This window comes from Streptomyces sp. NPDC048584 (genome assembly GCF_043199595.1).
GTDB classification, from domain to species: domain Bacteria; phylum Actinomycetota; class Actinomycetes; order Streptomycetales; family Streptomycetaceae; genus Streptomyces; species Streptomyces edwardsiae.
In genome coordinates, this window is sequence record NZ_JBICWF010000002.1 from 417,645 (window position 1) to 442,084 (window position 24,440).

Consider the following 24,440-nt stretch of genomic DNA (forward strand, 5'->3'; position numbering starts at 1 on the left):
ACCTAGTGTGAAGCCGGACACGGGCGGCGGAGAGCGGGAGAGAGGGAGAACGGGACATGCGACGCGTGGTGCGGGGCTTCTGGGGCCCCCGGCAGGAGTCGGCGGCGGAACTGGCCGCACGGTGGAGCACGACACTGGACCGGTTCGCCCGGCTGCTGCCGGAGCTGACGGGGACCTGGCACACCGTGCCCGCCTCCGGGTCCGGCGAGACGATCCGGCCGGACGGACCGTCCCTGCTCGCCGCCCTGCGTACGGCCCAGACGGCCGACGACTGGTCGGCGGCGGACGGCACCTCGCTGCGCCTCCTCGCCGACATTGCCGCCCCCGGCTGGAAGGTGGAGCTCGCCGCACTCGCGGGCGGAACCCCGCAGTACCTGCTCCAGTCGCTGGTGGCCACGATCGTGTCCCCCGACGACGCGCCCGGCCTCCCGGACGCCGAACTCCTCGCGGCCGTCGCGGAGTCATGGGCTCCGGACCACGGCGACGTCGGCGACCGGGCGGTGACGTCCGCGCTGAAGAAGGAAGCGGGCTTCAGGATCGGGACACCGTCGGTCGGCTGGGTGGGCTATCTGTCCGCGGGACGTGTGGCCCGTACGCCGTCCGAGGCGCTGCCCGAGAGCAGGGAACTCCTCACCGGAGGAGCCCTCTTGACCATCACGGCCCCCGGAGACACGGCGAGCGTCGTCAAGGCGTACCAGGCCCTCAAGGACTCGGGCGCACTCGAGCCGCTGCCCCAGCCGATGACCCGGCCGGCGCTGTGACCGCCCGCGAGGGCGAGCCCTTCGACCTGCCCCGGGCGGTGTCCGCCGTCGAGACCGCGCTGTCCGCCGCCCTCCCGGCCTCCGGCCCGACAACCGATCAGGGGGAACCAGGGACCGGCGAATGGGCGTCGACGCACGGTGAAGGGTTCCTGCTCCTCCCCCTCTGGGAGAGCGAAGCCCTCACGGGCGTGTACGGCCGCGAATGGAACGAGGCGGAGGAGAGGGCGGAGATGCACCTGACGACACTGGCGGCGCGGCTGGACGCCCGCTTCGGACCGCACCGCACCCTGGTCATGCACCCGACGGGAGCTGCCCGCCCGGAACCCTTCCGCACCCTCGTGGCCAAGGACTGTCTCGGGGACCTGAAAGTCTGGGGCCCCTCGCCGTCCGGCCGTTGGGCCGCTCTCTCCCTCAACCAGTCCGACGGGGACGCCCCGATGATCCTCACCGCCCTCATCACGGACCGCCCGCTCAGTTGACCCCAGCCACTCTGGTGCCTGTACTCACCCAGCCGATAGCTTTGGATTCGCTGAAGAGAAGCCTCGCCCTCCCGGGAGCCGACTGTGAACCGCCGCCCCACCCTGCTCGCAGCGCTCGCGCTGACCGCCACCGCGGCCCTGACGCTGTCCGCGTGCGGTAGCGACGACGACAGCCCGTCCAAGGACAAGGACAACGACAAGATCGCGGGAGCGGACACGGGGGGTGAGAAGTCGGCGTCCCCGAGCGCCGGCGCCCCGGACTCCGGGGGACGCCCGAAGATCACGTTCCCTTCCGACGCGAAGAACGTCTTCGAGTACGAGAAGACAGGCGACTCGGCGAAGGACGCGGTCCTTGCCGACAGTACGCTCGCCGTCAACGCTGTCGATGAAGCGATCTTCGAGAGTGACACGGGAACCACGGCTCTGGGGTTCTACATCAAGGACAAAGCCCTGAGCAGCTACATCACGTACGTGCAGAAGTACATCGGCGATGGCGAGACCTGGGTCGGCGAGACGCGCTACTCCAAGTACAAGGTGTCGCTTGCCAACACTGGTAAGGCATACGTCACTTACTGCTCCGACGAGAGCAAGTCGTACATCAAGAACAAGAAGACGGGCAAGGTCGACAGATCGCCCGCCACGTCGGACGCCTACGTCCTGTACAACGCGAGTCTGACCAAAAACTCCGACGGGATCTGGCAGACCACCGACGTCGTCTCGAACAGGGGGAACAAGGCGTGCCAGCCGTAAGGAACTCGGCGAGAATCTTCACAGTCCTGACACTTGCGTGCGTTTCCCTCTTCACATCGCACGCGGCGTTTGCCGGGCGCGGCTCAAACGGAAACGCCAACGAGTCCGAACAGACCGCCAACGCCGACGACAAGGGCAACCTCTCCGTCCAAGTGGGCGGCGTCAAATTCGACTACTCCAAGAACGGCACCGGTGACAAAGCCGGCGCCCTCGCCTCCTCCACCTCCTGGAGCCCTCCCCCCTGCTGGTACGCCCCCATGTACACCCCCGAGCAGCTGCAGAACTACCTGGAGCCGATCTGGGAAGCCGGGTCCACGGGATACGAGTGGGACGCCAAGCAGCGGGAGAAGTACAACGCCACCGACGAGAAGAAGGGCTTCAACAAGGACAAGTCCGGCAAGGGCTACTGGTGGGGGTCGTACGTCGACCGGAGCTTCCCGCCGGGCTGGGACTCCTGCACGAAGGACTACTTCTGGGTGGACACGGGCGACGCCCCGCCCGCCGACGTCGAGAATGCCATCACCCCCGAGATCCTCGCCGAACTCGCCTATGCCCAGATCCGTGTCCCGGGTACGGAGGTGACACTGGCCCCCGCCGAGGAGACCAAGGTGAACCTGCCGACGTGGGCGTGGCTGGACGGCGCGGAGTTCAAGCCGGTGTCGGTCACCGCGTCCGTCCCGGTGCTCGGTATCGACGCGACGGCCACGGCGGAACCGGTCTCCCTGGAGATCAAGGCGGGCACCCCCGACGCGGAGACGTATCCGGCGTCCGGCGTGTGCGAGATCAACGACGGCCGGATCGGCGAGAAGTACGAGAAGGGCAAGGCGGACCGGACCCCGCCGTGCGGCGTGAAGTATCTGCGCTCCTCGGGCGAGGGCACGTTCCCCCTCCAGGCGACGGTCACGTGGGAGATCCACTGGACCGGCTCCGGAGGCGCGGGCGGCGATCTCCCGGACGGCCAGTTCGGCGCGACCCAGGACGTCACGGTCCAGGAGATCCAGGCCATCAACCGCTGACCCGTCCGGCCCGTTTGAGCCCGTGGCCGTGCGTGGGTAGGAACCCCGCATGACCACACTCGGCGCAGTCTTCCGCCCCCAGCTCGCCCCCGAGCGGCTCCGTTCCGTCGCCCGGCTCGCCGATGAGAGCGGGCTAGAGGAACTCTGGCTGTGGGAGGACTGTTTCCGGGAAGGCGGGATCTCGACGGCCGCCGCCGCGCTGGCGTGGACCGAGCGGGTCCGGGTGGGCGTCGGACTGCTGCCCGTGCCGCTGCGGAACGTGGCGGTCACGGGCATGGAGGCCGCCGGGCTGTACCGGATGTTCCCGGGGCGCCCGATCCTCGCCGTGGGGCACGGCGTACAGGACTGGATGGGGCAGGTCGGGGCGCGGGCCGAATCGCCGCTGACCCTGCTGCGGGAGCATCTCGCCGCGCTGCGAGCCCTGTTGCGTGGTGAACGCGTCACCACCGAGGGGCGGTACGTCCGGCTCGACGACGTCGCCCTCGACTGGCCGCCGCAGGAACCGGTGGAGGTGCTGGCCGGCGGCACCGGGCCCAGGACCGTGCGGCTCACCGGTGAGGCCGCCGACGGGACCGTCCTCACCGCCAACACCTCACCCGAGGGCGTGCGCCAGGCGCGCCGGCTCGTCGAGGAGGGGCGCGCCGCTGCGGGACGTACCGCCGAATCCCACCGCACCGTCGTCTACCTCCTCGCCGCCACCGGGCCCGGCGCGGCCGAGCGGCTGCGCGCCGAACTGGTCGCCGAGGGCGTGGGCGGGGACCCGGAGATCGGGGTCGCCGGGGACGCGGAGGCCGTCGCCGAGGCCGTACAGCGGCTTGTCGAAGCCGGGGCGGACTCGGTCGTCCTCCAGCCGACCGGTGACGAACCCGACCCGGAGGGCTTCGTGCGGTTCGTGGCGGAGGACGTGCGCCCACTGGTGCCCTCATAACGGAGAAGACATCGCGCGGGCGCTCCCGGCATGATCGGTGCATGACCGACAAGGCGAGCGTGCGGACCTTCGAGGACCTCGTCGAGGAGGGCGCCTCCGTGCCCACCGAGGGGTGGGACTTCTCCTGGTTCGAGGGGCGGGCGAGCGAGGCCCGGCCCTCCTGGGGGTACGCCACGGCGGTGGCCGCGCGGCTGGGCGCGGCCGAGGCCGTACTCGACATCCAGACCGGGGGAGGGGAGGTGCTGGACTTCGCCCTCGCCCACGCCCCCCGGGGGCCCGGGCTCGCCGTCGCCACCGAGGGCTGGCCGCCCAACGTCGCCAAGGCCACGGCCGTACTCCGGCCGCGCGGTGTCCCCGTCGTCGCCTCACCCGAGGACGCGCCCCTGCCCTTCGCGGACGGCGCCTTCGACCTCGTCGTCAGCCGGCATCCCGTCGAGGCCCGGTGGCAGGAGATCGCGCGGGTGCTCGCCGACGGCGGCGTGTACTTCGCCCAGCACGTCGGGCCCGGCAGCGTCCACGAACTCGTCGAGTACTTCCTCGGCCCCCAGCCGGACGAGCGGCGCGACGCGCGGCACCCGGACCGTGAACGGCACGCGGCCGAGGCCGCCGGACTGGAGATCGTCGACCTGCGGGCCGAACGGCTGCGCATCGAGTTCCACGACATCGCCGCCGTCGTCCACTTCCTGCGCAAGGTGATCTGGATGGTCCCCGGGTTCACCGTCGACGCGTATCTGCCGCGGCTGCGCGCCCTGCACGAACGGATGGCATCCGAGGGGCCCTTCGTGGCCCACAGCACCCGGCATCTCCTCCACGCCCGCAAGGGCACGGGCGCCCGCTCCGGACGGGTGTGAGTTTCCGCATCGTTATCGGATGCGGCTGGTCTCCGGAACGGGCCATCGCATAGGTTCGGACCAAGGTGGTTCGCGTCAGCAAAGCTGCGCGGGATGGCGGTACCGCGCGGTGGAGGGGGCTGCGCGGTGCCCCGATTCACCTCTCCTCATGCCCTCCCCGGGTCAACCCGGTGACCATGCCCCGGGCGCCCGTCGGAGGGAAGGCCGAAAGTGCGGTCATCCGGTCGGCGGCACGTGTCACATCCGGCTCAGAGTCCCCTCACCGCACGATTTTCACGCGATTCAGCCGGTTTTCGGCCACCTCGAACCCCGGAGTGATGCCTTCCGGACTCCTCTGCGCGTCGCCGGGCGACTCCGGAGAGTAGTTGTGGCGCGCCAATGTACGCAGCATCACTTACGAAGGGTTATGGTGGAAACCCCCCCTCGGGCCGGTCCGTATCCCCCCCCCACGGACCGGCCCGTTTTTTCTTGCCCCGAAACGGGGCCCCGCCCAGCCGCCCCGCAGCAACCGGCACAGCCGCCCCGCAGCAACCGGCACAGCCGCACCGCTGCAACCGGCACAGCCGCGGGCAATCGTGCCGCTGGGGCGATGGGGGAGGGTGGGCGCGGCGGCACCCGGCAAAGGCCGGCGAGCAGACCCGCCCCCGGCCGGCATCGCACACCGCCGCGTCCGGTGAGCGGGCGCCGGCACGGCTCCTCACCCGACCCCGGCGCGGCCCCCGCACCTCCCCGCAAACCCCCTCAGCCCCCGTACGCCCGACGACCACCCCCACCCCGGACGTTGAGGACCCCTGCCCCCGCGGGGGTAGGCTTCGCCTCCGGGGACCGCCAACGGACAGGGGCCGCCCGCGGCCGAGACCGGGCCGCTTGCCGCGTGAGGCGGCGGGGAGCGCCGAGCCTGTCCGATCCGTACGGAGGGGCTGACGATCACGTGAACCTGCGCGACAAGCTGCGTGGCCTGCTGGTCAGGCTGTACGCACGCCGGGTGGAAGGCCACCTGGACACCGCTCAGGTGCCGGGGCACATCGGCGTCATCATGGACGGCAACCGCCGCTGGGCGAAGGCCTCGGGTTCCAGTACCGTCCACGGCCACCGGGCCGGCGCGGACAAGATCGGCGAGTTCCTCGGCTGGTGCAGCGAGGCCGACGTCGAGGTCGTCACCCTCTGGCTGCTGTCGACGGACAACTTCGACCGGCCCAAGGACGAACTCGTCCCCCTCCTCGGCATCATCGAGGACGTGGTCCGCACCCTCGCCGCCGACGGACGCTGGCGGGTCCACCACGTCGGCACGCGCGATCTGCTGCCCTCGGGGATGCAGACCACCCTCAAAGAGGCCGAACAGGCGACCGCGGACGTCAAAGGGATAGTGGTCAACGTCGCCATCGGCTACGGCGGCCGCCAGGAGATCGCCGACGCCGTACGGTCCATGCTGCTGGACGCCCAGGAGCGGGGCACCTCGATGGACGAGCTCGCCGAGGCCGTCGACATCGACATGATCGGGCGTCACCTCTACACCCGCGCGCAGCCCGACCCGGACCTCGTCATCCGCACCAGCGGCGAACAGCGGCTGTCCGGATTCATGCTCTGGCAGACCGCGCACTCGGAGTACTACTTCTGCGACGTGTTCTGGCCGGCCTTCCGCAAGGTCGACTTCCTGCGCGCACTGCGCGACTACGCCGCCCGCCACCGGCGCTACGGCGGCTGAGCACCCGCTTTCCCGCCGCGCACCCGTCGCACGTCACGCGGAGTTCACCGGCGCGCCGTCATATGCCGTGGCATGGCGGCGCCTGTTCGAGGGCATAAGCCAGACAGGTCGACACCCGAACCACGGGTGTCGGATCTCAGCGGGCGGCGCAGAGCCGTCCGCCCGGGAGGCCCTTTGCACCAGCCCGACCGTGCGGTCACGGCACGGAAGAAGCGGCGGAGGGCCGGTTCCCGGCCCGCTGTGCATGCGGGCCGTCGACCGGTCCAGTCCCGCCTCGTCGCTCCCCGACCTCATCCGAGGGGGTACGTCCTTCCGTGGTGACCAGCGCAAAGCGCCACAAGCCAGACCGGCGCACCTACGTTCTCGACACCAGCGTCCTGCTGGCCGACCCCAACGCCCTCACCCGCTTCGACGAGCACGAAGTCGTGCTCCCCGTCGTCGTGGTGACCGAGCTGGAGGCCAAGCGGAACCACCCCGAACTCGGCTACTTCGCCCGCCAGGCACTGCGCCTGCTGGACGACTACCGGGTGCGGTACGGCCGTCTCGACGCCCCCATTCCGACCGGGGACGTCGGCGGGACCCTGCGGGTCGAGCTCAACCACTCGGACCCCAGCGTGCTGCCCAGCGGCTACCGCCTGGGGGACAACGACTCCCGCATCCTCGCCGTCGCCCGCAATCTGCAGGCCGAGGGGTTCGACGTCACCGTGGTGTCGAAGGACCTCCCGCTCAGGATCAAGGCGTCCTCCGTGGGTCTCCTCGCCGAGGAGTACCGCGCGGAGCTCGCCATCACGGACTCCTCCGGCTGGACCGGGATGTCCGAACTGACCCTGCCCGGCGAGCAGGTGGACATCCTCTTCGAGGAGGGGCACGTGTATGTGCCCGAAGCCGCCGGCCTGCCCGTGCACACCGGGTTGACCCTCCAGTCGGAGCGCGGCAAGGCGCTCGGCCGGGTCACGGCCGACGGCAACGTCCGGCTGGTGCGCGGCGACCGGGAGGCCTTCGGTATCAAGGGCCGCAGCGCCGAGCAGCGCATCGCGCTCGACCTGCTGCTCGACCCGGACGTCGGGATCGTGTCCATGGGCGGCCGGGCCGGCACCGGCAAGTCGGCGCTGGCCCTGTGTGCCGGCCTGGAGGCGGTCCTGGAGCGCCGTCAGCACCAGAAGGTGATGGTCTTCCGTCCGCTGTACGCGGTGGGCGGCCAGGAGCTCGGCTATCTGCCCGGCTCCGAGGCGGAGAAGATGAGCCCCTGGGCGCAGGCCGTGTTCGACACCCTGTCGGCGGTCACCAGCCGGGAGGTCATCGAGGAGGTCACCGCGCGCGGCATGCTGGAGGTCCTGCCGCTCACCCACATCCGGGGCCGCTCGCTGCACGACGCGTTCGTCATCGTGGACGAGGCCCAGTCACTGGAGCGGAACGTCCTGCTGACCGTTCTGTCCCGGATCGGGGCCAATTCGCGGGTCGTTCTGACCCATGATGTCGCCCAGCGGGACAATCTGAGGGTCGGTCGGTACGACGGTGTGGTCGCCGTCGTCGAAAAGCTGAAGGGGCATCCGCTGTTCGCGCATGTCACCCTGACGCGGTCCGAGAGGTCCCAGATCGCCGCGCTGGTGACCGAAATGCTCGAAGACGGACAGATCTGACCCTCGGAATCCAATAAGGGTCAGTTACGCGGTAGTTGGCGCCGTCCGGAAAGGCGTAGAGCCTAGCCGGGCGGCGTCGGCGTGTGGGGGGATTTCCGGGATTCCCTGGGGTCGAACGAGATGTGAGCTTTCACACGCAACGGAGAATTGCCTTGCGCCTCCGTGTTACGGCAGAGTCTCACTCCTGTCAGGCCCCGCATACGACACAGCTGTGCCCCCAGCGGTACAGCGCCACAGACTTAACTCCATAGCGTCGTCGTATGCCGCCCGAGCATCACGTGGCGCTCCTCTCGAGGGAGTTGCCCACCGGGCCCGTGCCTCCCGTGACCAGTAGTTGGGGAGGCCAGTGGCAAGGGGCACGATTGCGTCCGCGAGGGTCACCGAAGCGGGCGATGCTGGAAGGAAACCGTGTGAGCCGGATGTCGGTCCGGGGATTCGCAGTGGCCTCGGCCACGGCGGTCACCGCTGTCGGAAGCGTCGTCGGTGTTGCCTCGGGCAGCGTCGCGCAGAACAACGACGCCGAGGCGACGGCAAGCGGCACCACGCTGCTCGCGGACATCCCCGCGGGCCAGCAGGCCCAGGTGCAGACCGCGTCCCTGACGCAGCAGGCCGAGACGATGGCCATCGCGGCGGACGCCAGCGCGAAGAAGGACGCGGAGGAGGCCGCCCGCAAGGCCGCCGCCGAGACCGCGGTCGCGAAGAAGAAGGAAGCGGCCGACAAGGCCGAGCAGGCGGCCAAGGATCGCGCCGAGGCCAAGGCCGCCGCCAGCCGCTCCGCCACCCGTGACGCGTCCAGCTTCGCTGTCCAGTCGTCCTACACCATCGCCGAAGTGCAGGCGATGGCCCGGCAGATCGTGCCGGCGGACCAGTTCCAGTGCTTCAGCACCATCGTGGACCACGAGTCCAGCTGGAACTACCAGGCCGACAACCCCACCTCCGACGCCTTCGGCCTGATGCAGGCGCTCCCCGGTTCCAAGATGGCCTCGGCCGGAGCCGACTGGGCGACGAACCCGGCCACCCAGATCAAGTGGGGCCTCGGCTACATGAACGACCGCTACGGCAGCCCGTGCGACGCGTGGAACTTCTGGCAGGCGAACCACTACTACTAGAAGGCCCCGAGCCGGCCGCCTCACCGCCCCGCTCAACCCTGGCGCAGCCCCGCACCGTCCTACGGTGCGGGGCTTTCGCCATGTACGGTCTGACCGACGACTCCAGGGGTGAGTGGTGGGGAGAAACGGGGGAAGAGGACGGATCATGTCGCGAGTGCCAGGATGGCTCGGCCGGGTCGGAGCCGGACTGACCGAGGTCAGCAAGCGGTTGGAGGAGCGCCGCGCGGAGGTGGAGGGGGAGCGCCGTCCGGGCCCGGCTCCCGAACCCGTACCCGTACCCGTACCGGAGGACGCGCCGCCGTCCGGCCAGGAGCCGGCCCCGCGCGAGTACGCGGTCGCCCCGGTGATCCCGGTCCGCCCGGACCCGGCGCAGGCCGTGCCCTGGGGCGTACGGGTCGCCGCCGAGGCCGGCTGGCGGCTGCTGGTGCTGGCGGGCACGGTCTGGGTGCTCATGCGGGTCATCAGCGCCGTACAGCTGGTCGTGCTGGCGTTCGTCGCCGCTCTGCTGATCACCGCGCTGCTGCAGCCGACGGTGACCCGGCTGAAGCGGATCGGCGTGCCGCGTGGTGCGGCCACCGCGCTGACGGCGCTGTTCGGGTTCGTCGTGATCGGCCTCATCGGCTGGTTCGTGACCTGGCAGGTCATGGAGAACATCGACCATCTCTCCGACCAGATCCAGGACGGCATCGACGAACTGCGCAACTGGCTGCTGAACAGCCCCTTCCACGTCACCGACAAACAGATCAACGAGATCGCCAAGAACCTGCGGGAGGCGGTCGGCGCCAACACCGAGCAGATCACCTCGGCGGGCCTGGAGGGCGTGACCGTCGTGGTCGAGGGGCTCACCGGCATCCTGCTCGCCGTCTTCTCGACGCTGTTCCTGCTCTACGACGGCAAGCGGATCTGGGAGTGGTCGCTGAAGCTCGTGCCCGCGGCGGCGCGTCCGGGGGTCGCCGGCGCGGGTCCGGCGGCGTGGCGGACGCTCACGGCGTATGTGCGCGGCACGGTGATAGTGGCTCTGATCGACGCGATCTTCATCGGGCTCGGGATCTACTTCCTCGATGTGCCGATGGCGGTGCCGCTGGCCGTGTTCATCTTCCTGTTCTCGTTCATCCCGCTCGTGGGCGCGGTCGTGTCGGGGGCGTTGGCGGTGGTCGTCGGGCTGGTCACGCAGGGCGTGTTCACGGGCGTGATGGTGCTGGTGGTGGTGCTCGCGGTGCAGCAGATCGAGGGGCACATCCTGCAGCCGTTCATCCTGGGACGGGCGGTGCGGGTGCATCCGCTGGCGGTGGTGCTGGCGGTGGCGTCGGGCGGGATGGTGGCGGGGATCGGCGGTGCGGTGGTCGCGGTGCCGCTGGTCGCGGTCACCAACACGGTCGTCGGCTACCTGCGGCGGTACGCCCACGAAAGCGCGCTGTCGCACACCCCACGTCCCCACGGGGCCACGGCCTTGTCGGCAACACCGCCCCCCAAGCCCCCGGCGGACGAACCCCCACCACTCGACCCCGCGTAGCCGCGGGCAGTCGTGCCGCTGGGGCGGCACGGGTGGGCGCGGCGGCACCCGGCGAGCGCCGGTGAGTGGACCCACCCCCGCAGTCCGCCGCAGCTGCGGGCAGTCGTGCCGCTGGGGCGGCACGGGTGGGCGCAGCGGTACCCGGTGAACGCCGGCGAGTGGACCCACCCCCGTGCCGCACCGGTCGACGGTGTGGGTGCGGGACGGGGGGAGTCGCGCGGCCCGGCGCTGACGGGGTGCCGTCGCGCCCACCCGTGCCGCCCTGCGGCACGCCTGCCCGCGGATCGGCGGCACGCCTGCCCGCGGATCGGCGGGGGTGCCTGCCCGCGGATCGGCGGCGGAGTACGGCGGCGTGCGAGGGGGCCCGCTCACCGAGTGGTGGGCGGGCCCGGGGGAAGCGGGACGGAGCTAGTCCGTCAGGGCCGCTTCCGCGTCCAGCGTCGCCGCGACCGCCTGGATCACCGCGGCGATCTTGAACGCCTCCTGCACGACCTCGCGCGACACGTCGGCCTTGCGCAGCACCTGCTCGTGCGAGTCGAGGCACATCCCGCAGCCGTTGATCGCGGAGACGGCGAACGACCAGAACTCGAAGTCGACCTTGTCGACACCCGGGTTGCCGATGACGTTCATCCGCAGTCCCGCGCGGAGCGTGCCGTACTCGTGGTCCGACAGCAGATGACGCGTCCGGTAGAACACGTTGTTCATCGCCATCACCGCGGCCGCGGCCTTCGCCGCCGTGTACGCCTCCGGCGACAGATTCGCCTTGGCGTCAGGCTCCAGCTCACGCAGCACGATGGGCGAGCGCGAGGCGATCGCGGTCGACAGCACCGTGCCCCACAGCAGCTGGGCCGGCAGGTCGGAGTTGCCGATGACCGAGCCCAGGTTGAGCTTCAGGTCCTTGGCGTAGTCCGGTATACGGGACTTCAGGGAGTCGAGGGACATCTCGGTTCACTCCCCCGACAGCAGCGCGACCGGGTCAAGGGTCTCGTCACCCTTGCTCCAGTTGCACGGGCAGAGCTCGTCGGTCTGCAGGGCGTCCAGGACCCGCAGGACCTCCTTGGGGTTACGGCCGACGGAACCGGCGGTCACCATGGAGAACTGGATCTCGTTGTTCTGGTCCACGATGAACACCGCACGCTTGGCGAAGCCGTCCTCGCCCTCGATGCCGAGGTCGCGCATCAGCTCGTGCCTGGAGTCCGCCATCATCGGGAACGGCAGGTCGCGCAGGTCGTCGTGGTCCTTGCGCCAGGCGTGGTGGACGAACTCGGAGTCGCCGGAGAAGCCGAGGACCTGGGCGTCACGGTCGGCGAACTCGTCGTTCAGCTTGCCGAAGGCGGCGATCTCGGTCGGGCACACGAAGGTGAAGTCCTTGGGCCACGCGAACACGATCTTCCACTTGCCCTCGTAGGTCTTGTGGTCGATCGACTCGAACTCCTTGCCCTTCTCCAGCGAGACACAGGCCGTCAGTTCGAACTCGGGGAACTTGTCACCGACAGTGAGCACAGGCTCTCCTTGCAGCGAGGAAAACCCCAGGATCGCGGGGATTTCCCATGGGTTGGACTGGAAATGATGTTGGCACACCGTGCATTGATTAGTGAAATAGCTACACTCGGTCGTGTTGATCGGAGGTAGCTATCAGTGACGGTGGGTAACAGGCGTAGGCAGCCGAGTCTGGCGCAGCTCCGCGCGTTCGCCGCGGTGGCCGAGCATCTGCACTTCCGGGACGCCGCCGGGGCGATAGGGATGAGCCAGCCGGCGCTGTCGGGGGCGGTGTCGGCGCTGGAGAAGACGCTCGGGGTCACCCTCGTGGAGCGTACGACGCGCAAGGTGCTGCTCTCACCGGCCGGTGAACGGCTCGCCGCCCGCGCCAAGGCCGTCCTCGCGGAGGTCGGGGCGCTGATGGAGGAGGCGGACGCGTTGCGGGCGCCGTTCACGGGGGTGTTGCGGCTCGGGGTGATCCCGACCGTGGCGCCGTATCTGCTGCCCACGGTGCTGCGGCTCGTTCATGACCGGTATCCGCGTCTGGATCTTCAGGTGCATGAGGAGCAGACCGCGAATCTGCTGGACGGGCTCGCCGGGGGGCGGCTGGATCTGCTGCTGCTCGCAGTGCCGCTGAGGGTGCCCGGGGTTACCGAACTGCCGCTGTTCGATGAGGACTTCGTGCTGGTCACTCCGCTCGAGCATGAGCTCGGGGGGCGGGTGGGGGTGCCTCGGGCGGTGTTGCGGGAGCTGAATCTGTTGTTGCTCGACGAGGGGCATTGCCTGCGGGATCAGGCGCTTGACATCTGCCGGGAGGCGGGGCGGGCGGGGGTGCCGGCGACGACGACCGCGGCGGGATTGTCGACGTTGGTGCAGTTGGTCGCCGGTGGGCTGGGGGTGACGTTGCTGCCGCGGACGGCGGTGCGGGTGGAGACGGCCCGGTCGGTGGGGTTGTTGACCGCGTCGTTCGCGGAGCCGGCGCCGAGTCGGCGGGTCGCGTTGGCGATGCGGACGGGGGCGGCGCGGGGGGAGGAGTACGCGGAGTTGGCTGTGGCGTTGCGGGAGTCGATGCGGGGGTTGCCTGTGCGGGTGGTGGGGTGACGGGGACTGTTTCGCCCCCGCCGCCCCTTCCCTTCCCGTCCCTGGGGCTCCGCCCCGGACCCCGCTCCTCAAGCGCCGGAGGGGCTGAGTAGCCCCCCCGAGGGGCCGAGTCGCCCCCCGAGGGGCCGAGTCGCCCCCCGAGGGGCTGAATCCAGCCCTACTCCGTTCGCAGGCCGTCCGGGCGCATCATCCGCAACAGGGGCGGGAGGCTCAGCAGCGTGACCGCCAGGACCACCCCCGCTCCGATGCCCGTCATCTGGAGCACGCTCGTCCAGTCCACCGTGACCGGGGTCGAGGTCATGCGGAGCAGGACCGTGCCCAGGGACATGCCCACCGTCGCGGCCAGCAGCAGGCCCAGGCCGATCGGGATCGCCGTCTGCCACAGGACCGACAGGCTCAGCGTGCGCCGGCGGGTGCCGAAGGCGACCAGGGCCGACAACAGCTTGCGGCGATCGCGCAGTTGCTCGAGCTGGGAGACGAGCAGGCTCGCCCCGATCAGCGCCAGCACCGCCACCGCGCCCGCGAACAGGCCCGTACGGATGGAGTCGAAACGCTCGGAGCGTTCCGTGGCGGACCACGTCATCGGCCGGGACATCGGGTCGATCTCCGCGGCCGTGTTGCGTACGTGCTCGCGCGCGTCCGGCACCGACTCGTCGAGCGCCAGATACAACTGCCCGCGGACCTCCCGCTCGACGGCCGGCGGTACCGATGCCGGGGTCATCAGGAAACCGCCGCGCTTGGCTCCCGTCGGGTCGTCGACGGAGTCGGCCGGGGTCAGGACCTTCGGCAGGGTCCAGACGACATCCTCGCCCCTGTCGCCCCCCGGGGCGGTGGTCTCCAGATACAGCTTCCGGCCCGGCTCGCTCAGTGCCGGGGTGTCGGTGTCGTACTCCCCGCCGCTGACGGTGAACACGTCCCCGTCCTCGCACTTGGGCAGCTTCGCCACCTCGCGCAGGGCCGAGCAGCCCCCGATGGTCAGCTGGGCGCCGCGTTCCGGCTCGTCCTTCCAGGGTTCGTCGGCGAGGTAGCCCTCGGACAGCGCGTACACCTCGCGTACGCCCTCGGTCTTCTCGAACCTCGCGGTGGTGGACGCCATGTCCGTGCCCTCGGGCACCTGCATCTGCATCTGGGCGCGTGTGGTGTCGTAGCCGGTGGACTCGGTGTAGTCGCCGTCGACGCCGGCGAACAGCATCTGCAGCGCGATCGCGCCGGCCACCGCCACCGCGATGCCGTTGACCATCCGGGCCGCCGCGCCACTGCTCAACTGCAGGCGTCGTACCGCCAGTTGCCAGGAGAGGCTGCCGGCGCCGAGCCGGGCGACCACCGCCTCCACGATCCACGGCAGCAGGGCGGTGATGCCGACGAGGAGGCACATGACGCCGCCGACGACCAGATACTGGTTGAAGTCCCCGCCGTCCCGGCCCTGGCCCATCATCGGCAGCAGCAGGCCGACCCCCGCCAGCGGCAGCAGCAGCCGCCACCAGAGGCGACGCCGTGCGGGCCGTGCCGTACGGACCACGCCCAGGGGCTCGATGACCACGCCGCGCAGGGCGAACAGCGTCACCAGCACCGCGGCCGCCGGAACCGCCACCGCGACAAGGAGCGCCAGCAGCGGGGAGGGGTTGAGATAGCTCGGGAAGACACTGATCCCGAAGACGTCGACCGAGGCCGCCGCCTCCCGCCCGGCCAGGAAGAAGCCGGTGCCGAACACCAGCCCCAGCAGCGCCCCGGCCAGTGCCTCACCGGCGGCGATCCGCCGGGTCATCCGGCTGTCGGAGCCGACCAGCCGCAGCGCCGCCAGCCGGCGGTCCCGCCGCTCGCCGCCGAACCGTACGGCCGCGGCGATGAACACGGCGACCGGCATCAGCAGCACGACGAAGACGACCAGCACCAGCAGTACGAGGACCGGGTCCGCCTCCTGCGGCATGGGGTTGGGGTTGCCGAAGGCGTCGATACGGGCGGTCAGGGCGTTGTCGATGTGCTGCGCGAGGTCGTCGACGCCCGCGTAGTAGGCGAGTTCCTTGGAGCCGATGAGGCCCTGCTCGCCGATCGTGCCCACCACGTCGTACGGCAGCCGCTCCCGCAGCAGCCGTCCGTCGTCCGAGTCGAGGAGTGCCTTCAGCGCGGGGGAGACCACCATCTCGCCCGGCGCCGGATACTTCCGCAGGCCCGGCGGCAGCGGGGCCTTGTCGCCCTCTGGCTGCACCAGCCGGCCGCGCACCTCCTGGTCCCGGTAGTCGGTGTCGAGGTCGGAGATGACCAGGGTGTCGTCGGCCTTCTCGGGGGTCTCCGGGCTGTACGTGTAGTCGAGGCGGGCATCCGCGCGCCGGTCGCGTTCCGCCAGCGCGCCCGGCAGGGCGGTGGTGAGCAGCAGCAGCGCCACGCCCAGGCCGACGCCGACGGCGGTGAGCAGCGCCCTGATCCAGCCCTCGCGTCCGCCCGAGAAGGCGAACCGGGTGCCCATCGCGAGATCCCGCACCCACTGCGTCCCGCTCGTACGACCGCTCATACGACGCGCTCCATGTCCCGGGACTTGCCGTCGCGCACGACGACCTCGCGGTCGGAGTACGCGGCCACCCGCGCCTCGTGCGTGACCAGGACGACGGCGGCGTTCGAGGACCGGGCGGCGTCGGTGAGCAGCTCCATCACCCGCTCGCCGTTGAGCGAGTCCAGTGCGCCGGTCGGCTCGTCGGCGAACAGCACACGGGGTCCGGTGACCAGCGCCCGCGCCACGGCGACGCGCTGTCCCTGACCGCCGGAGACCTCGCCGGGCCGCTTGGTGCGGACGTCGTCGACCTCGAGGCGCTCCATCCAGGTCAGCGCGGCCCGCTCGGCCTCCTTGCGGGAGGTGCCGCTCAGCCGCAGGGGGAGGGCGACGTTCTCCACACAGGTGAGCTCCGGAACGAGCTGCCCGAACTGGAAGACGAAGCCGAACTCCGAGCGGCGCAGCGCACTGCGCTCGCCGTCGCTCATGGTGGTCAGCTCACGCCCGTTGTACGTGATCGAACCGGAGTCGGGGGTGACGATGCCGGCGAGACAGTGCAGCAGCGTCGACTTGCCGGACCCGGAGGGGCCCATCACGGCGACGACCTCGCCCGGGTGGATGGAGAAGGCGGCGCCGTCCAGGGCGGTGGTGGGGCCGTAGGCCTTGCGCAGGTCCTGTGCCGCCAGCAGGGAACCGGCCGGAACGGGTGTGGTCATCGGATTACCGCCTCACGGAGCTTGTCGAGGCGCGCGGCGGTCAGTTCCAGCCAGCGCAGATCGGCCTCGAGGTGGAACAGGGCGTGGTCGCAGATGAGCTGGTCGGCGAGATCGCCCTTGCGCTTGCGGTCGGTGAGGATCCGCATGCTGCGCAGATGCTCCGAGCGCTGCGTGTCGAGGATGTCGGCGGCGTCCCGGCTGGTGAGCAGGGCGAGGACGACCTTGGTGTAGAGCGTCGACTGGAGGTACGGCTCCGGCTTCTCCGGTGTGGCGAGCCAGCGCTCGACATCGGTGATGCCGGCCTCGGTGATCGCGTACCGCTTGCGCTCGGGGCCGCCGCCGGCCTCGATGCCGTCGACTTCGACGAGGCCGTTCTTGAGGAGGCGGGACATCGTCGAATAGACCTGGCCGTAGTGCAGGGGCCGGTCGTGGCCGAACTTCTCGTCGAAGGCACGCTTCAGGTCGTAGCCGTGGCGTGGGCCGGACTCCAGGAGTCCCAGGAGGGTGTGACCGATGGACATGAGCTGCACTCTACACACGGTGTATACGCAGTGTGTATACGTCGGGTGTGCGGGTGGTGTACGGGTGTGCGATGCCGCTGGTGGGGGGCGATTGTCACGGTTCTGCTACCGAGGTGCCCCCGGCGGGGGAGGGAGTGGTTCGTGCGGGTGGACCGGCTGCGGCGCGGTGGGGCTGGTCGCGCACACGCGGCGGAGCCGCATATCGATACAGCCCCGCGCCCCTTGGGGGTTTGCGTGCCGGGGCGTAGGGGGTCAGGGGGCCTCCGGGGGTGGGACCCCGACAGCCCCAGAGTCCGGGTGGCGGAGGGGCAGTTCTCGGCGTGTGGACCGGCTGCGGCGCGGTGGGGCTGGTCGCGCACGCGCGGCGGAGCCGCATATCGATACAGCCCCGCGCGCCTGGGGTGGGTTGCCGGGCCGGAGGCCCGTGACGTCAGGGGGAGGGGGGTCGAGGAGTGGGGCCGCCGGGGCCCTCGGAGTCGCCAGATCCTCCGGGGCCCCCGGAGCCGCCGTGGGCTTCAGGGCCGCCCGGGCCCCTCGGGTTTCCAGGGGCGCTGGGAGCCCCCGGGCCCTCAGCCGCGCGCGGGGGCCGACCGCGGCGGGGGATCGGGGGCGTGTTGCCGGGGAGGCGGCCCGCCTCCGACAGGGCCCGGCGTAGGAGGAACTCGATCTGGGCGTTCGCCGAGCGGAGTTCGTCGTTGGCCCAGCGGGCCAGGGCCTCGTACACCGACGGGTCGAGCCGCAGCAGTACCTGCTTGCGCTGCGGCCGACCCTGGGGGGAGGACGCCGTCACTGGTAGAGCGTCCCGGTGTTGAGGACCGGCTGCGCCGACCGGTCGCCGCACAGCACCACCATCAGGTTGGACACCATCGCCGCCTTCCGCTCCGGGTCGAGCTCCACGATGTCCTGCTCCTGGATCCGGGCCAGCGCCGATTCGACCATGCCCACCGCGCCCTCCACGATCTGCTGCCGCGCCGCGACGACCGCGCCCGCCTGCTGCCGCTGGAGCATCGCCGACGCGATCTCGGGGGCGTAGGCGAGGTGCGTGAACCGGGACTCGATGATCTGCACACCGGCCGCCTCCACCCGCGCGTGCAGCTCCACCGCGAGCTTCTCGGTGATCTCCTCCGCGTTGCCGCGCAGCGAGAGGCCGTCCTCGTCATGGGCGTCGTACGGGTACTCGATGGCGATGTGCCGCACGGCCGCCTCGGTCTGGGTGGAGACGAACTCGATGTAGTCGTCCACCTCGAAGGTGGCCTGCGCGGTGTCCTCCACCCGCCACACCACGACCGCGGCCAGCTCGATCGGATTGCCGTAGGCGTCGTTCACCTTCAGGACGGCGGTCTCGTGGTTGCGTACTCGCGTCGAGATCTTGGTGCGCGAGGTGAACGGGTTCACCCAGCGCAGCCCGTCCTGCCGGATCGTGCCCCGGTAGCGGCCGAAGAGCTGCACCACCCGCGCCTCACCCGGCGCCACCATGTTCAGCCCGCACATCGCGAGGAACGCGGCTATGGCGACCAGGATGCCGCCGATGATCAGCGCGGCCTTGGCGCCGGCCCCGTCGACCGCGCCCGTGGTGGCGATCAGTGCCGCGCCGATGAGCAGTCCGACGAGCCCGAGCAGCAGGGCGAGCCCGCCGCCGATGCTGTGCGCCGTGACCTCCCGCACGCGCGGGGCCGGCATCTCCGGTACGTCGGCCGTGACCTGCGTGTCGTGTGTGGACATGAGTGATCCCCCGTTTCTCCGGACGCCACCGAACGGCTAGCGTCTTCCTAGCTAAGTGATAACACATTACCCGATCGTGGCAACCTTGGACCCCCTTCGAACGTCGGTTCCAGTGGTGCGGGTGCTGATTGTCACGCCCGTAAAGGCCGGATCGGCCGCCCTTTGTCACAGCCGGCGGTGTTAGCTTTCCAAGCTGGCCTCGGCGGCGAACTGGTGTGGCGGCTGAGCACACACGAACGAAGCGGAGCGGAACGGACGCATGGGACGAGCGGAAGAAAGACGCGCACGACAGCGCGGTGGGCGCCGAGCGGCACCCCAGGGCCGCTCCTCGGACGGGACCGGCCGCAGCGGCATACGCCGCCTCTTCACCTGGAAGAAGATCCTCGGCACGTTCCTCGGCCTCTGCCTGCTCGGCATGGGCGCCTTCATCGTGCTGTACATGGTGATCGACATCCCCGAGGGGAACGCCGACGCCGAACTCCAGGGCAACGTCTACAAGTACAGCGACGGTTCGATCATGGCCCGCCGGGGCTACAACCGCGAGATCGTCGACCTCGCCAAGGTGCCCAAGGAAGTCCAGCGCACCTTCGTCGCCGCCGAGAACAAGTCCTTCTACAAGGACTCCGGCGTCGACCTCAGGGGCACCGCGCGCGGTCTGCTCAACACGGTCTCGGGCAAGGGCGCGCAGGGCGGTTCGACGATCACCCAGCAGTACGTCAAGAACTACTACCTGACGCAGGAACAGACCGTCACCCGCAAGCTCAAGGAACTGGTCATCTCCCTGAAGCTGGACCGGGAGAAGTCCAAGGACTACATCCTCGCCGGCTACATCAACACCAGCTACTACGGCCGCGGCGCCTACGGAATCCAGGCCGCCGCGCAGGCCTACTACCGTGTCGACGCCGAGGACCTGAACGTCCAGCAGGGCGCGTACCTCGCCGCACTGCTCCAGGCGCCGAACCAGTACGACTGGGCGATCGCCAGCGACACCGGCAAGCGGCTCGTCCAGGAGCGCTGGAACTACGTCCTGGACAACATGGTCGAGCAGGACTGGCTGGACGGGGCCGACCGCCAGGGCCTGAAGTTCCCGGTTCCCAAGGAGCCGAAGGCCGCCCCCGGTCTCGAGGGCCAGACCGGTTACCTGGTCGAGGCCGCCAACGCCGCGCTCAAGCAGCGGCTCGTCGACCAGGGCACCGCCGAGGACCTGGAACAGGCCAAGGCCATGGTCGACCTCGGCGGCTACACCATCACGCTGAACATCGACAAGAAGAAGCAGAAGGCGCTGGAGCAGGCGGTCAAGGAGAAGCTCACCAGCAAACTCGACCCGAAGAAGCGCGACGTCGACGCCGACGTCCAGGCCGGCGCCGTCTCCGTGAACCCGAAGACGGGCGCGGTCGTGGCGATGTACGGCGGCGTGGACTACGTCAAGCACTACCGCAACAACGCCACCCGCGACGACTACCAGCCCGCCTCCACCTTCAAGCCGGTGATCCTCGCCGCGGCCGTGGACCAGGACGCCGAGACCCAGGACGGCGTGCCGATCACGGCGAACACGCTGTACGACGGCACCAGCGGGCGCCCCGTGATGGACGGCACCAGGAAGGTCGGCTTCTCACCGCCCAACGAGGACGACCGGGACTACGGCGACATCGACGTCCAGGAGTCGATGAACAAGTCCGTCAACTCGGTCTTCGCGCAGATGGGCATCGACGTCGGCATGACCGAGGTGGTGAAGGTCGCGGGCGAACTCGGCATGGAGACCGAGGGCATGGCCCCGCTGCCCGCGCAGACCCTCGGCACCATGGGCGCGAGCCCGCTGGAGATGGCCGGCGTCTACGCCACCCTCGACAACCATGGCAAGAAGGTCACCCCCGCGGTCGTGAAGTCGGTCGAACACAAGGACCGCCAGGTCGAGTTCCCGGACCCGATCGGCGACCAGGTGATCAGCCGCGAGGCCGCCGACACGGTGACCTCCGTACTGACCGGTGTGGTCGACGACGGTACGGCCCGGGTGTCCGTGAAGGAGAACCCGCTGCGCGACGGCCAGGTGGTCGCCGGCAAGACGGGTACGTCCGACAACAACAAGTCGGCCTGGTTCACCGGCTTCACCCCCGAACTGGTCACCTCGGTCGGCCTGTTCGGCGAGGACCCCAAGAGCGGCAAGCAGGTCCCGATGTACGAGGCGGCCGGCGTCGACTACCGCGTCAACGGCGGTGGCCCCCCGGCGGAGATCTGGGCCGCGTACACCTTCGGTGTCATGGACGAGGTCACCAAGTTCGACCTGGACACCAAGCAGGGTGCCGCGGTGAAGCCGAGCAAGTCCCCGTCGGTGTCGCAGTCGCCGTCCCGGACGCCGAGCAACGAGCCGACGAGCGAGGCACCGACCACCGAGGCGCCGCCGGAGACCTCCGCACCGCCGACGTCCGAGGCACCGAGCCCGCCGCCGACGTCGGAGGCGCCGCCGACCCCGCCCACCTCCGGACCGCCGACCACCGAGGCCCCGGGTGGCGGCGACGACCCGGAGAACGCCGACGCGGAACGGTAGACGACGAAAAGGGGCGCCCGGTGTGACCAGCACACCGGGCGCCCCTTCTCGTACGCCCGTTCAGCCGCGGTTCAGCTCGAACCACACCACCTTGCCCGTGCTCAGCCGGGTCGCGCCCCAGCGCCGGGCCAGCCGGTTCACCAGATACAGCCCGCGCCCGCCCTCGTCCGTGGCGCGCGCCTGCCGCAGCCGGGGCAGCTGCGGCACGTCGTCACCGACCTCGCAGCGCAGCACGTCGGTACGCAGCAGCCGCAGTGTGACCGGCCGCGTCGCATACCGCACCGCGTTCGTCACCACCTCGCTGACCAGCAGCTCCACCGAGTCGCTCAGCTCCTCCATGCCCCAGCGGGACAGCGCCCGCCGGGCGAGGCGGCGGGCCCGGCCGGGGGCCGCGTCCTCCGGCTCCAGGAACCAGTACGCCACATCGCTCGGCGCGATCCCGTCGAAGCGGGCGGCGAGCAGCGCGATGTCGTCGTCCCGGTCGCCCGGACCGAGCATGTCCAGCACCTCGTCGCACAGCGCCTCGAGCGGCGGCGGATGGTCGGGGCCGGTCAGCTGCGCGGTCGCGGCGAGCTTCTCCCGCAACTGCTCGATCCCGGTCCACACGTCCCGCAGCCGGGACTCCACCAGACCGTCGGTGTACAGCAGCAGGGTCGCCCCCGCGGGCGCGTCCAGCTCCACGGCCTCGAAGTCCACCCCGCCCACACCGATCGGCGCGCCCGCGGGCACCCGCAGCACCTCGGCGCGGCCGCCCAGCTCCAGCAGGACCGGCGGCGGATGGCCGGCGTTGGCGATGGTGATGCGGTGCGCTACCGGGTCGTACACCGCGTAGAGGCAGGTCGCCATGCGGTCCACGCCGAGCCGCTGAGCCTGTTCGTCGAGGTGGTGCAGCACCTCCTGCGGCGGCAGATCGAGCCCGGCGAGGGTCTGCGCGGTGGTACGCAGCTGGCCCATGATCGCCGCCGAGGTCATGGAGTGCCCCATGACGTCACCGACGACCAGCGCGACCCTGCTGCCGGGCAGCGGGATCGCGTCGTACCAGTCGCCGCCCACCCGCGCGGTCTCGGCGGCCGGCAGATACCGGGACGCCAGCCGTACGCCGGTGCAGTGCGGCAGGTTCTCCGGCAGCATCGTGCGCTGCAGCTCGTCCGCGATGTACGCCTCGCGCCCGTACAGCACCGCCTTGTCGATGCCCAGGGCGCTGTGCGTGGCGAGCTGGGCGGCGACCAGCAGATCGTCGGCCTCGAACGGGATGCGCTCCGGACGGCGCAGGAACAGCGCCGCGCCGATCACCCGCCGCCGCCCGCGCAGCGGCGCGAGGACCGCCCGCTGCCCGTCCGGTACGGCCGACGCGCCCTCCTCGCCGAGTAGTTCGGGCAGCGCGGCCCGCGCGGCGGGCGCGTCCGTGAACACCGGCCGCACCCCGCGCAGCACCTCGGCGAGCGCACTGCCGGGCCGTACGGTGCACAGCTCCGCGCCGACCGAGTCCAGCTCGGACGGCTGCTCCGGCGGGGCGATCGGGGCGAACCCGCCCTCGGTGTCCCGCTCGGTTGGGATCCGGTCGGTGCGGCGCAGCCGCAGCACCAGCGGGCCCGTGGGCCGCTCGTCGCCGACCGGCAGCGGATCGCGCAGATAGACCAGGATCGCGTCGGAGAAGGTGGGCACGGTGGCCCGGCACAGCCCCATCACGATCTCGTCCAGGTCGATACCGCGGGCGATCCGCCGGGTCGCGGCGCCCACGAACCGCAGCCGGTCCCCGTCCCGCCGCATCGGCGTGGGCCGGCCCGGCGCGGCGATCTGTCCCGTACGGCGCTCCCGGCTGTCCGGCCGCCCGTGATCGGCGGCCGGCTGCACCGGGATGCCCTCCGGTGCCGGACGCGGCCGGTGGGTGTCGGGGCCGGCGCCCTGGCCGGCGCCCGGCTGGGAGTGCTCGGAGCCGGCCTCCGTCGCCGGGTCCTGCCCGGCACCGCCGGGTGTCACGGTGTCCGGCGAGGCGGGAGGCTCACCGCCGGAACGGCTCTGCAGAGGTAAAGCGGCTCCGGTGCCCGGTACACGCAGGAGCGCCCCGCGAGGATCCGCGGGGTCGGCGCCCGGCTGCGGGCGCTCGAAGGAGGTCGGCTGCTCCGTCACGCGTGTCGAGTCCATCCGTCCGGCGCACGCCGTGCGCGCGGTTCGTCCCGCCGAAACTCCGATACCCGGAATACCTGCCCCCGGAACGGATTTCCCGCGTGGTCAGAGGTTGTGCCTGCTGCGCCGGCCGGCTGATGCCCGCCGGCGCCGGTGATTCCGTACCCCTCGCTCACGTCCTGCCGCCCCTCGGTGACGATCGGTCAAGCCCGTTCTGCTCTCCGGTGGTTGCTGCCCCGCGCCGTGCGGAGGACGATCCTACGTTTCCCGCCCGGGGGTGCAGCAAGGGTCTCACGAGGACACTTGCGCGGGAGTGCGGTCCCAGTCCTGTGGCAGTGACGGTACCGCCCACGACGGATCGGGGCGCCAGTTCTCCCACCCGTCCGAGAACGGCGGCCCCCAGGCCCCGATCACCGCCACCGCGGCCCGCCCGGCCTCCCGCACCCTTTTGGCCAGCGCGGAGTCCACCAGACCGTCCCGCCGGGCCTGCGCGAACTCGTCCTCGTCGAGCCAGCGCCAGGTGCGGTCCGGGTGCACGGAGATGTCCAGGAAGTGATCCTCGGAGTCCACCCCGCCCGCCCAACGGACCATCGGCTCCTCCAGGTTCACGTACCAGTTCTTGAACCGCCAGCCCGGATTCCAGAACAGCCACACCGACCAGGGCTCGCCGGGCCGGACCAGCTTCAGCACACCGGTGCCGGACCAGCGGTCCCGCCGCACCGTGCGCGGCTTGGTGTACCGGGTGCCCAGCGGCTCCTGGTGCACGGGCGACCCGTCGGCGAGCACCGGCTTCACACACTCGGTCCCGGGCGCCATCCACACCGCGAGCAGCCCGTCGTCGTCGCGTACGACCGTGACGGGGCGCGCGATGTGGAAGCGCGGGCCGCCGTTCTCCCGGTACCGCCACAGGATCCGTGTCCCGGGCGCCCAGTGGCCCGTCGTTCCGTCGGTGTCCTCGCGCACAGTCGCTCCGCCCTCCGCCATGGCCAGAT

20 protein-coding genes and 1 pseudogene are annotated in these 24,440 nt (G+C 70.9%); 12 read left to right on the forward strand and 9 right to left on the reverse strand.

The window, feature by feature from the left end; all coding sequences use genetic code 11:
* Window positions 1-56: 56 nt before the first annotated feature.
* From ACGFR9_RS06155 to ACGFR9_RS06200, 10 genes are all read left to right on the forward strand, one after another.
* The gene (locus ACGFR9_RS06155; protein ID WP_393203397.1) at window positions 57-761 is read left to right on the forward strand and encodes a hypothetical protein; all 705 of its coding nucleotides are present in this window, start codon (window positions 57-59) and stop codon (window positions 759-761) included.
* Window positions 758-1,240: a hypothetical protein gene (locus ACGFR9_RS06160; protein ID WP_393203399.1), complete on the forward strand. Its 483-nt coding sequence runs from the start codon at window positions 758-760 to the stop codon at window positions 1,238-1,240. The genes ACGFR9_RS06155 and ACGFR9_RS06160 overlap by 4 nt, the downstream gene beginning before the upstream one ends.
* An 84-nt stretch (window positions 1,241-1,324) precedes the next feature.
* Window positions 1,325-1,990 (forward strand): hypothetical protein, encoded by a 666-nt coding sequence (locus tag ACGFR9_RS06165; protein ID WP_393203401.1) that lies wholly within the window; start codon window positions 1,325-1,327, stop codon window positions 1,988-1,990.
* Window positions 1,978-3,006, forward strand: a complete 1,029-nt coding sequence (locus tag ACGFR9_RS06170) for a hypothetical protein (protein ID WP_393203403.1) — start codon at window positions 1,978-1,980, stop codon at window positions 3,004-3,006. The genes ACGFR9_RS06165 and ACGFR9_RS06170 overlap by 13 nt, the downstream gene beginning before the upstream one ends.
* A gap of 49 nt (window positions 3,007-3,055) precedes the next feature.
* Window positions 3,056-3,934: an LLM class flavin-dependent oxidoreductase gene (locus ACGFR9_RS06175; RefSeq protein WP_393203405.1), complete on the forward strand. Its 879-nt coding sequence runs from the start codon at window positions 3,056-3,058 to the stop codon at window positions 3,932-3,934.
* 41 nt (window positions 3,935-3,975) lie between these two features.
* Window positions 3,976-4,785 (forward strand): methyltransferase domain-containing protein, encoded by an 810-nt coding sequence (locus tag ACGFR9_RS06180; protein WP_393203407.1) that lies wholly within the window; start codon window positions 3,976-3,978, stop codon window positions 4,783-4,785.
* Window positions 4,786-5,716: 931 nt separating this feature from the next.
* Window positions 5,717-6,490 (forward strand): isoprenyl transferase, encoded by a 774-nt coding sequence (locus ACGFR9_RS06185; RefSeq protein ID WP_030220377.1) that lies wholly within the window; start codon window positions 5,717-5,719, stop codon window positions 6,488-6,490.
* A 314-nt stretch (window positions 6,491-6,804) separates the two neighbouring features.
* Window positions 6,805-8,130, forward strand: a complete 1,326-nt coding sequence (locus ACGFR9_RS06190) for a PhoH family protein (protein WP_393203409.1) — start codon at window positions 6,805-6,807, stop codon at window positions 8,128-8,130.
* Between the two features lie 410 nt (window positions 8,131-8,540).
* On the forward strand, window positions 8,541-9,239 hold the full coding sequence (locus ACGFR9_RS06195; protein WP_393203411.1) for a transglycosylase SLT domain-containing protein: 699 nt from the start codon (window positions 8,541-8,543) through the stop codon (window positions 9,237-9,239).
* 145 nt (window positions 9,240-9,384) lie between these two features.
* Window positions 9,385-10,752, forward strand: coding sequence for an AI-2E family transporter (locus tag ACGFR9_RS06200; protein WP_393203413.1), 1,368 nt, complete (start codon window positions 9,385-9,387; stop codon window positions 10,750-10,752).
* Window positions 10,753-11,160: 408 nt separating this feature from the next.
* Here ACGFR9_RS06200 and ACGFR9_RS06205 read toward each other — a convergent pair whose 3' ends face one another.
* Together ACGFR9_RS06205 and ACGFR9_RS06210 are read right to left on the reverse strand one after the other, a co-directional pair.
* Window positions 11,161-11,694 (reverse strand): alkyl hydroperoxide reductase, encoded by a 534-nt coding sequence (locus ACGFR9_RS06205; protein ID WP_393203415.1) that lies wholly within the window; start codon window positions 11,692-11,694, stop codon window positions 11,161-11,163.
* A 6-nt stretch (window positions 11,695-11,700) separates the two neighbouring features.
* On the reverse strand, window positions 11,701-12,255 hold the full coding sequence (locus ACGFR9_RS06210) for a peroxiredoxin (RefSeq protein WP_311648418.1): 555 nt from the start codon (window positions 12,253-12,255) through the stop codon (window positions 11,701-11,703).
* A 135-nt stretch (window positions 12,256-12,390) separates the two neighbouring features.
* On the opposite strand from ACGFR9_RS06210, the gene ACGFR9_RS06215 reads away from it, so the two are divergent.
* Entirely contained in the window at window positions 12,391-13,332 is a 942-nt protein-coding gene (locus ACGFR9_RS06215) for a LysR substrate-binding domain-containing protein (protein WP_393203417.1), read from the forward strand.
* Between the two features lie 157 nt (window positions 13,333-13,489).
* Here ACGFR9_RS06215 and ACGFR9_RS06220 read toward each other — a convergent pair whose 3' ends face one another.
* The 5 genes and pseudogenes from ACGFR9_RS06220 to ACGFR9_RS06240 form a co-directional block, all read right to left on the reverse strand.
* Window positions 13,490-15,841: an ABC transporter permease gene (locus tag ACGFR9_RS06220; RefSeq protein ID WP_393203419.1), complete on the reverse strand. Its 2,352-nt coding sequence runs from the start codon at window positions 15,839-15,841 to the stop codon at window positions 13,490-13,492.
* Complete coding sequence (locus tag ACGFR9_RS06225; RefSeq protein WP_393203421.1) at window positions 15,838-16,533, reverse strand: ABC transporter ATP-binding protein; 696 nt, start codon at window positions 16,531-16,533, stop codon at window positions 15,838-15,840. The genes ACGFR9_RS06220 and ACGFR9_RS06225 overlap by 4 nt, the downstream gene beginning before the upstream one ends.
* Entirely contained in the window at window positions 16,530-17,054 is a 525-nt protein-coding gene (locus tag ACGFR9_RS06230) for a PadR family transcriptional regulator (RefSeq protein WP_030220349.1), read from the reverse strand. The genes ACGFR9_RS06225 and ACGFR9_RS06230 overlap by 4 nt, the downstream gene beginning before the upstream one ends.
* A 553-nt stretch (window positions 17,055-17,607) precedes the next feature.
* A pseudogene (locus ACGFR9_RS06235) lies at window positions 17,608-17,895 on the reverse strand (hypothetical protein); the annotation flags it as partial.
* Entirely contained in the window at window positions 17,841-18,776 is a 936-nt protein-coding gene (locus tag ACGFR9_RS06240) for an SPFH domain-containing protein (RefSeq protein WP_393203424.1), read from the reverse strand. The gene ACGFR9_RS06240 and the pseudogene ACGFR9_RS06235, both read right to left, overlap by 55 nt.
* 259 nt (window positions 18,777-19,035) lie before the next feature.
* Between ACGFR9_RS06240 and ACGFR9_RS06245 the strand changes: the two genes are divergently transcribed.
* Window positions 19,036-21,321: a transglycosylase domain-containing protein gene (locus ACGFR9_RS06245; RefSeq protein WP_393203426.1), complete on the forward strand. Its 2,286-nt coding sequence runs from the start codon at window positions 19,036-19,038 to the stop codon at window positions 21,319-21,321.
* 60 nt (window positions 21,322-21,381) lie between these two features.
* Here the strand turns inward: ACGFR9_RS06245 and ACGFR9_RS06250 are convergent, their stop codons facing one another.
* Window positions 21,382-23,466, reverse strand: a complete 2,085-nt coding sequence (locus ACGFR9_RS06250; protein WP_393203428.1) for a SpoIIE family protein phosphatase — start codon at window positions 23,464-23,466, stop codon at window positions 21,382-21,384.
* A 273-nt stretch (window positions 23,467-23,739) separates the two neighbouring features.
* Entirely contained in the window at window positions 23,740-24,432 is a 693-nt protein-coding gene (locus ACGFR9_RS06255) for a DUF402 domain-containing protein (RefSeq protein ID WP_393203430.1), read from the reverse strand.
* Between the last annotated feature and the right edge of the window lie 8 nt (window positions 24,433-24,440).

Coding starts and splice junctions, on each gene's coding strand:
- ACGFR9_RS06205 (WP_393203415.1), bottom strand. CDS start 11,694: ATGTCCCTCGACTCCCTGAAGTCCCGTATACCGGACTACGCCAAGGAC.
- ACGFR9_RS06250 (WP_393203428.1), bottom strand. CDS start 23,466: ATGGACTCGACACGCGTGACGGAGCAGCCGACCTCCTTCGAGCGCCCG.
- ACGFR9_RS06245 (WP_393203426.1), top strand. CDS start 19,036: ATGGGACGAGCGGAAGAAAGACGCGCACGACAGCGCGGTGGGCGCCGA.
- ACGFR9_RS06200 (WP_393203413.1), top strand. CDS start 9,385: ATGTCGCGAGTGCCAGGATGGCTCGGCCGGGTCGGAGCCGGACTGACC.
- ACGFR9_RS06255 (WP_393203430.1), bottom strand. CDS start 24,432: ATGGCGGAGGGCGGAGCGACTGTGCGCGAGGACACCGACGGAACGACG.
- ACGFR9_RS06220 (WP_393203419.1), bottom strand. CDS start 15,841: ATGAGCGGTCGTACGAGCGGGACGCAGTGGGTGCGGGATCTCGCGATG.
- ACGFR9_RS06230 (WP_030220349.1), bottom strand. CDS start 17,054: ATGTCCATCGGTCACACCCTCCTGGGACTCCTGGAGTCCGGCCCACGC.
- ACGFR9_RS06180 (WP_393203407.1), top strand. CDS start 3,976: ATGACCGACAAGGCGAGCGTGCGGACCTTCGAGGACCTCGTCGAGGAG.
- ACGFR9_RS06175 (WP_393203405.1), top strand. CDS start 3,056: ATGACCACACTCGGCGCAGTCTTCCGCCCCCAGCTCGCCCCCGAGCGG.
- ACGFR9_RS06225 (WP_393203421.1), bottom strand. CDS start 16,533: ATGACCACACCCGTTCCGGCCGGTTCCCTGCTGGCGGCACAGGACCTG.
- ACGFR9_RS06240 (WP_393203424.1), bottom strand. CDS start 18,776: ATGTCCACACACGACACGCAGGTCACGGCCGACGTACCGGAGATGCCG.
- ACGFR9_RS06155 (WP_393203397.1), top strand. CDS start 57: ATGCGACGCGTGGTGCGGGGCTTCTGGGGCCCCCGGCAGGAGTCGGCG.